General features: G+C 73.7%; 8 protein-coding genes. 5 read left to right on the forward strand and 3 right to left on the reverse strand.

Annotated elements, in window-relative coordinates:
- Positions 1-171 precede the first annotated feature (171 nt).
- Entirely contained in the window at positions 172-1605 is a 1434-nt protein-coding gene (locus tag AB0G79_RS22920) for a DUF3152 domain-containing protein (RefSeq protein ID WP_360809253.1), read from the reverse strand.
- A gap of 8 nt (positions 1606-1613) precedes the next feature.
- Complete coding sequence (locus tag AB0G79_RS22925; protein ID WP_360809255.1) at positions 1614-2579, reverse strand: alpha/beta hydrolase; 966 nt, start codon at positions 2577-2579, stop codon at positions 1614-1616.
- 187 nt (positions 2580-2766) lie between these two features.
- Here AB0G79_RS22925 and AB0G79_RS22930 point away from each other — a divergent pair, with 187 nt between their 5' ends.
- The 4 genes from AB0G79_RS22930 (at position 2767) to AB0G79_RS22945 (ending at position 4603) form a co-directional block, all read left to right on the forward strand.
- Positions 2767-2982 carry a hypothetical protein gene (locus AB0G79_RS22930; protein ID WP_360809257.1) on the forward strand — a complete coding sequence of 72 codons (216 nt, stop codon included), beginning with the start codon at positions 2767-2769 and terminating at the stop codon, positions 2980-2982.
- A gap of 146 nt (positions 2983-3128) precedes the next feature.
- Entirely contained in the window at positions 3129-3788 is a 660-nt protein-coding gene (locus tag AB0G79_RS22935; RefSeq protein ID WP_360809259.1) for a TetR/AcrR family transcriptional regulator, read from the forward strand.
- Positions 3789-3921: 133 nt separating this feature from the next.
- Positions 3922-4149, forward strand: a complete 228-nt coding sequence (locus AB0G79_RS22940; RefSeq protein ID WP_360809261.1) for a DUF3107 domain-containing protein — start codon at positions 3922-3924, stop codon at positions 4147-4149.
- A 184-nt stretch (positions 4150-4333) separates the two neighbouring features.
- On the forward strand, positions 4334-4603 hold the full coding sequence (locus tag AB0G79_RS22945; RefSeq protein ID WP_360809263.1) for a hypothetical protein: 270 nt from the start codon (positions 4334-4336) through the stop codon (positions 4601-4603).
- 30 nt (positions 4604-4633) lie between these two features.
- On the opposite strand, the gene AB0G79_RS22950 is transcribed toward AB0G79_RS22945, so the two are convergent.
- Positions 4634-5356, reverse strand: a complete 723-nt coding sequence (locus tag AB0G79_RS22950; protein ID WP_360809265.1) for a ferritin-like fold-containing protein — start codon at positions 5354-5356, stop codon at positions 4634-4636.
- Between the two features lie 484 nt (positions 5357-5840).
- Between AB0G79_RS22950 and AB0G79_RS22955 the strand changes: the two genes are divergently transcribed.
- A partial coding sequence (locus AB0G79_RS22955; protein WP_360809267.1) for a DEAD/DEAH box helicase occupies positions 5841-7734 on the forward strand: 1894 nt, incomplete at its 3' end.

A 7734-nucleotide genomic window follows, 5' to 3' on the forward strand; every position in this document is an offset into this window, starting at 1 on the left:
CCGCCCGCGGGTGGGTCTCGTGTCCGCCGAGCTCCGCCTTTTGTTCGTGCCCGGGGTGTGCCCGCGCTCTTCCCCCCGCCCCACCACCGGAAGGGGTGAATGCACGTAACTTTCCCACTCCGGTCGCGTTCCGTCGCGGTACGCGGCGGGGCGATCACGAAGGGTCAGGCGTCAACTGCCGGGGTAGACCCAGGGGTTGGGGCGGCACTGGATGCCGTTGACCTTGAGGGACTTGGTCTGCTGCTGCATGACGGGGGCGAGGGCGCCCGGGGTGTCGCAGCTCACGTGGCCGTGCCCGAGGCGGTGGCCGACCTCGTGGTTGATGAGCATCTGGCGGTACGCGTACATCGCCTTCGGCCCGAAGGTCTCCGAGCCCCGCGCCCAGCGGAAGGCGTTGATCATCACGCGCTCGGTGGAGGCCGAGTCGCACGACACGTTGTCGACAGTCGTGTCGAGGCCGGACTTCGCGCACCACGTGCCGGTGGTGCCGGGGCTCGCGAGCGTGATGACGAACTCGGGGTCCCCGCTGGAGATCCGCTCGAAGGTCATCGCGCCCTGGCCGGCCCAGCTCCGCTCGTCGTTGAGGGTCTTCTGCACGGCCGAGGCGAAGAGCCCCGGGTCGAGGCCGATGCCCTTCTCCACGTCGATCCGGTAGCGCACGAGCCGCCCCTTGCCGGGCGCCTTCTGGAAGCCCGGCACGGCCTCGAACTCGCCCGAACCCTTGAGCCCGGGGTCGATCGGGAACTGGCGGGTCATGAGCTGCTCGTACGTCGGCTTCGGCGCCGCCGCGGAGGCCGACGCGGAGGGCGCGGCGGAGGCGGACGCGGAGGGCCTCGCGGGGGTGTCCCGGTCGTCGGAGCGGGAGGCGGAGGTGTCGCCGGTGGTCCGCTCGGCCGGGCGGTCGGCGGCGCGGGTCGCGTCCGGCGAGGCCGGGCGGTCGGCGACCTGGCCGGCGACGACGACGGCGAGGACGGTGGTGACGGCGGCGGCCGCGATGCCGGTCAGGGTGCGGCCCCTGAGGACCCGCCCGGCCGGCTCCTCGGCGGCCTCCTCGACGGGAGCGCCGGGCGCGACCGGGTCGGCACCGGCGTCGGTGCGGAGCTCGCGCCGGGGGCCGGGAAGGAAGGGGGTGTCCTGCGTGTCCTGGACGGGGGAAGAGGGGGCACGCCGGCGGCCGCCGCTCCCGCCGTACGCCGGGGGCCCGGGGGTCCCGCCGTCGTCGTGCTGCGGGTGTCCGCCCCGTACCGACGTCGTGCCGTAGACCGGGATGCCGTGGGCGGGGGTGCCGGGGGTGGTGTGCACGGGCGTCCCGTACGCGGGCGTGCCGTGCCGGGGGGTGCCGTGCGGAGGGGTCCCGTACCCGTCGGCGCGGAGACCCGCGGTCCCGTACCCGGCCGCGGTCCCGTACCCGGCGGTGGTCTCCTGGCCCGCGCCCGGCGCCCTGCGCCGCCGGCCCGTGCCGGGGCCCGGGGCCTGGGGCGGGGCCTGGGGGGCCTGGGCCTGGGGGGCCTGGGGCGGGGTCGGTCCCGCCGTCCGTACGGCCGCCGCGTGCTGCCCGGTGTCCTCCACCGAGGGCGCGGCGCCCTTGCGACTATGTCGTCCCACGCCCCGGTTCAGCTCCCGCCCTGATCGGAGATCAGCTCCCGCGCGGCCTGGGCGACCGTCTCGGGGTACTCCATCATCGCGACGTGCCCCGCGTCGGGCAGGGTCAGCAGTCGCGAGCCGCGGAAGGCGGCGGCCGCCCTCCGGGCCATGCGGTACGAGACCAGCTGGTCCCGTCCGCCGTACACGAGGAGCGTCGGCGCGAGCACCCGCTCGGCCTGGCGCCAGAGTCCGTGCTGTCCGCCGAGCGTGTAGGCGTCGACGATGCCGCGCGAGGAGCGGGCCATGGCGTCCCAGAAGTACGGGAGCTCCAGTCGGCGCTCCATCTCCTCGACCGCGTGCAGCAGGCCCTCGTCGGTGACCCGGCCGGGGTCCCCGTAACAGAGCGACAGCACGCCGCGGACGCGCTGCTCGGGGGTCCAGTCCCGGGAGAGCCTCGCGAAGAGGGAGGCGACGCCGGGGACCGCGAGGAGCGCCGTCGGCCAGGCGGTGCGCTGGGCGCGCAGCTCGGGCAGGGCCGGGGAGACCAGGGTGAGGGTGCGGACCAGGTCGGGGCGGACGGCGGCGACGCGGGTGGCGACGGCGCCGCCCAGCGAGTTGCCGAAGAGGTGGACGGGGCCGCGGCCGCCGGCGTCGAGGAGCCGGATGACGGCGCGGGCGTGCCCGGTCACCGAGTAGTTGCCGTCGTCGGGCGGCGGGGAGTCGCCGAAGCCGGGGAGGTCGACGGCCTCGCTGTCGACGACGTCCGCGAGCAGCGGCATGAGCGTCGACCAGTTCTGGGAGGAGCCGCCGAGGCCGTGGACGAAGAGCGCGGGAGGCAGTCCCGGACGGGTGCCGGGCCGGGCGCGGACCGTGAGGGTGAGCCCCGGCAGGACGACGGAGCGGAGCTCCTCGCCCTCGGCGACCCGTACGTCGCGGATGCGCGGCGCCTGCTTCGCGGCGGCGGTCCGGGTTTCCGGCAGCTCGGTCGAGGACATGGCCGCAATATTACGAGACGATCACGCGGTCCCGTGTGTGGGTGCTGTCACAGGTTCGGTCCGCCGTGGTCACGGGCGTGAGGCCGCGGGTGCGTGGCGGCGCGGCGCGTGTGCTCCTACGCTCGGAAGGAGAGGGTCAAGGGAAGGACATCGGAGCGCCTCGACCCCGTGCGCCGGAAGGAACCGCATGACTGTCGATCCGACCGAGCCGGACACCTTCGCCACGGAAGAGGTCGCCGCGCTCGACGAGGGGATCCCCGAGGCCGACGCCGCCGAGCAGCACACCGAGCTCCAGCAGCGCGAGGACGAACCCCTGACGCACGTCGAGCACGACTCGGCGAACGAGGCCGACGCGTCCGACCAGGCACGGGTCGTCGCCCTGGACGAGGACGACTACCGCTGATTTGTTCGGTTCAAGCCTGAACCAATGGGTCGACCAGAGTGTCCGGTCCGTGAAATTCTGCGTTCGCACCGCGCACAGCCGGGTTACCCAAAAGTACGATGTCGGCGCGGCGCGGACAGCGCATGGATCGAATTCTTGGAGGCCGCGTGAGCGCCATCGAGCAGACAGAGGCAGCACGCCCTCGGGGCACGCGCCTCCCGCGACGTGCGCGGCGGAACCAGCTGCTCGGCGCGGCCCAGGAGGTCTTCGTCGCCCAGGGTTACCACGCGGCCGCCATGGACGACATCGCCGAGCGGGCGGGCGTCAGCAAGCCGGTCCTGTACCAGCACTTCCCCGGGAAGCTGGAGCTGTACCTCGCCCTGCTCGACCAGCACTGCGAGTCCCTCCTCCACTCCGTGCGCACGGCGCTCGCCTCCACGACGGACAACAAGCTCCGCGTCGCGGCGACGATGGACGCCTACTTCGCGTACGTGGAGGACGAGGGCGGCGCCTTCCGCCTGGTCTTCGAGTCGGACCTGACCAACGAGCCGGCCGTGCGCGAGCGCGTGGACCGGGTCAGCCTGCAGTGCGCCGAGGCGATCTCGGACGTCATCGCGGAGGACACCGGTCTCGCCAAGGAGGAGTCGATGCTCCTCGCCGTGGCGCTCGGCGGCGTCTCGCAGGTCGTGGCGCGCTACTGGCTGTCCAGCGAGTCCGCGATCCCGCGCGACACGGCCGTGGGACTGCTGACCTCGCTGGCCTGGCGCGGCATCGCCGGCTTCCCGCTGCACCCGGTGGACGGGCAGCTGAGCGCCGAGGGCCACTGAGGCTCGCGGCCCCTGGCCGCGTGTTCGCTCTTGGCGTGCCGCCGCTGAACCGTGCGCGTCCCCTCACCGGGCTAATGTGGGCACCGTACGGCGCGAAGATCGCGCAACGCTGACCGTTCGGAGGGACATAGCCGTGGAGGTCAAGATCGGCGTGCAGCACGCACCCCGGGAGATCGTTCTGGAGAGCGGACAGTCCGCCGAGGAGGTGGAGCGCGCGGTTGCCGAGGCGCTGGCCGGCAAGGCGCAGCTGCTGAGCCTGTCGGACGAGAAGGGCCGCAAGGTCCTCGTCCCGGCCGAGAAGATCGCGTACGTGGAGCTCGGCGAGCCCGCCGTGCGTCGGGTGGGCTTCGGCGCCCTCTGAGATCCATGGGAAGGCCCGGCGGACCGCATCGGTCCGCCGGGCCTTTCGCATGTCCGCGGGGCTGCTCACCCGTCCGCCGGAAAGTGCACGTCAGAGGGGCACGGGAGGATTGTCCTCCGGGCCGCCGGGGTAGGAAGTCGTCGACCGCACCACCCGCCCCGCAGCACCCGCGAGGTGATCCGCAGTGTTCCTGGAAGCCCTCGGTTCCGCCCTGTTCGGTCTCGCCCTGGCCTGGGTCGCCCTGCACAGACTGGCCGGCCGTCTCCCCTCCCGGGGGACCGTCCTCACCACCGGCGCGCTCGGCGGGGTGTTCGGCGCGCTGGTCACCCACGGGGCCCTGGGGCCGGGCCACTTCCTCGCGACGCTGATCGGCGCGGTGGCGGTGGCGGCGGTGCTGCTCTCGCTGCTGATCCGTCCGGCCGCGCGGCGGCTGCGACGCTCAGCGGCGGTGTGAGACAGCCGCCGCCCCCGTCGTACGAGGGCCTTACGCGGCCAGGCCGAGCGCGGCCATGCGCTTGGTGTGGGCCTCGGTGATGCGGGAGAACATCCGGCCGACCTCGGCGAGGTCGAAGCCGTCCGCGACGCCGCCGACGAGCATCGTCGAGAGCGCGTCGCGCTCGGCGACCACGCGCTGGGCCTGCGAGAGGGCCTCGCCCATCAGGCGGCGCGCCCAGAGCGCGAGCCGACCGCCGACGCGCGGGTCGGCCTCGATGGCGGCGCGGACCTTCTCGACGGCGAAGTTGCCGTGGCCGGTGTCGTCGAGGACGGACAGGACGAGCCCGCGCGTGTCCGAGTCGAGGCGGGCCGCGACCTCGCGGTAGAAGTCACTGGCGATCGAGTCGCCGACGTACGCCTTGACCAGGCCCTCCAGCCAGTCCGACGGGGCGGTCTGGCGGTGGAAGTCGTCGAGCGCCTTGGCGAAGGGCTCCATCGCGGTGGTCGGCTCGGCGTCGACGGCCGCGAGGCGGTCGCGCAGCTGCTCGAAGTGGTGGAACTCGGCGGAGGCCATCTTCGCCAGCTCCGCCTTGTCCGCGAGGGTCGGCGCCAGCTTGGCGTCCTCGGCGAGCCGCTCGAAGGCCGCCAGCTCTCCGTAGGCCAGCGCGCCGAGGAGGTCGATCACGGCGGCGCGGTACTGGGGGTCGGCGGATGCGGTGGCCCAGTCCTCGGCGGCGATCCCGGTGGGTGTGGCGTTGTCAGGCGTCTCCATGCAGCGCACAATAGCCCGCTCCCGGCTCCGGGAAGGCCCTGGTCAGTCAGTGTGACCGTGCCCTCATCACGTTTTCCCCCAACACACATGCGCGATTCCGGGGTACAGTGATAAAGCGCCTGCTGAGTATGCGGACATGCTTTCGCACGTTCGGACGTACGCGGTGGGCCGACGCATGAATGAGGATGCCCGGTCGGTGGCCCGATCGGCTCCGGCCCGACAGCCCTTCCGGCGGACCCGCGGAAGGGTCACCCTCAGCGGTAAGACGCTCGAGCGACGGCAGTGGTCCCGTGTCACCTGTCCGTGATCTTCACGATCCGGCCGGAAGAGTCCCGACACGGTACGACCCCCGTCTTTCGCGTCGCGCCGCGTCCACAGAAGAGGCAGCACCCTGACTACGACTTTCCGATCGCTCGGAATCCTCCCCGAGACGGCCGAGGCCCTGGAGGCCGTCGGCATCGTCACCCCCTTCCCCATCCAGGAGATGACCCTCCCGGTCGCCCTCAGCGGCACCGACGTCATCGGCCAGGCGAAGACCGGCACGGGCAAGACCCTCGGCTTCGGCCTCCCCATCCTGGAGCGCGTCACCGTCCCCGCGGACGTCGAGGCCGGCCGGGCCAAGCCCGATCAGCTGACCGATGCCCCGCAGGCGCTCGTCGTCGTCCCGACCCGCGAGCTGTGCACGCAGGTCACCAACGACCTCCAGACCGCCGGCAAGGTGCGCAACGTCCGCGTGCTCGCGATCTACGGCGGCCGTGCGTACGAGCCGCAGGTCGAGGCGCTCCAGAAGGGCGTCGACGTCGTCGTCGGCACCCCGGGCCGTCTCCTCGACCTGGCCGGCCAGCGCAAGCTGGACCTGTCGAAGGTCAGGGTCCTCGTCCTCGACGAGGCCGACGAGATGCTCGACCTGGGCTTCCTGCCCGACGTCGAGAAGATCATGAACATGCTTCCGGCGAAGCGTCAGACGATGCTGTTCTCGGCGACCATGCCGGGCGCGGTCATCGGCCTGGCCCGCCGCTACATGTCGCAGCCCACGCACATCCGGGCCACCTCGCCCGACGGCGAGGGCGCGACCGTCGCCAACATCACGCAGCGCGTCTACCGGGCGCACAACATGGACAAGCCGGAGATGGTCGCGCGCATCCTGCAGGCCAACGGCCGCGGGCTCGCGATGATCTTCTGCCGTACGAAGCGCACGGCGGCCGACATCGCCGAGCAGCTCCAGCGGCGCGGCTTCGCCTCCGGCGCGGTCCACGGCGACCTCGGCCAGGGCGCCCGCGAGCAGGCGCTCCGCGCCTTCCGCAACGGCAAGGTCGACGTGCTGGTCTGCACCGACGTCGCCGCGCGCGGCATCGACGTCGAGGGCGTCACGCACGTCATCAACTACCAGTCCCCCGAGGACGAGAAGACCTTCCTCCACCGCGTGGGCCGCACCGGCCGCGCCGGGGCGAAGGGCACGGCCGTCACGCTGGTCGACTGGGACGACATCCCGCGCTGGCAGCTCATCAACAAGGCCCTGGAGCTCGACTTCCACGAGCCGGTCGAGACGTACTCCTCCTCCCCGCACCTGTACGAGGAGCTGGACATCCCGGCGGGTACCAAGGGCATCCTGCCCCGCGCCGAGCGGACCCGCGCCGGTCTGGGCGCGGAGGAGCTTGAGGACCTCGGCGAGCCCGGCGGCCGTCGTGGCCGCGGTCCGAAGGGTGCCGAGCGGACCGAGCGCTCCGAGGAGCGTCCGGCCCGGACGCGTGCCCCGCGTCAGCGTCGTCGCACCCGTGGCGGCAGCGAGTTCGGCGAGGCCGTCGAGGCCACGACGACCGAGGTCACCGCGTCGGCTCCGGCCGCGTCGGCTCCCGTCGCGTCGGCTCCGGCCGCCGAGGTGGCCGCGGACGCCCCGGCCGAGTCGGCCCCGCGCACCCCGCGCCGCCGTCGCCGCACCCGCCCGGGTGGCCAGGGCGCGGCTCCGGTCGCGCAGACGCCGGTCCAGCCGGCCCCGGCCCAGCCCGTCCAGGAGGCTCCGGTCGCGAAGAGCGAGGCCGCACCGGTCGTCGAGGCCGCCGCCCCGGTCGCCGTCGAGACCCCGGCCGCCGAGGCTCCGGCCGAGCCGCGGACCCCGCGTCGCCGCAGCCGTACCGGTCGCGTCGAGACGGCCCCGGCCGCCCGCGAGGCCGCTCCGGCGGCGCCCGCCGCGCCGGCCCCGGCCGCGCGGGAGGCCGCTCCGGCCCCTCGCCGCCGTCGCCCCCGCGTGATCCGTCCGATCGAGGACACCGGTTCCTTCCAGACGGTCGAGACGGCCGCCGCCGCCCTGCGCAAGGCGCGCGCCACGGCGGCCCCGGTCGCCGAGGCCGCCCCGGTCGCCGAGGAGTCCCCCAAGCGCC

It is taken from the genome of Streptomyces sp. NPDC020807 (assembly GCF_040641575.1).
Taxonomy (GTDB): Bacteria; Actinomycetota; Actinomycetes; order Streptomycetales; family Streptomycetaceae; genus Streptomyces.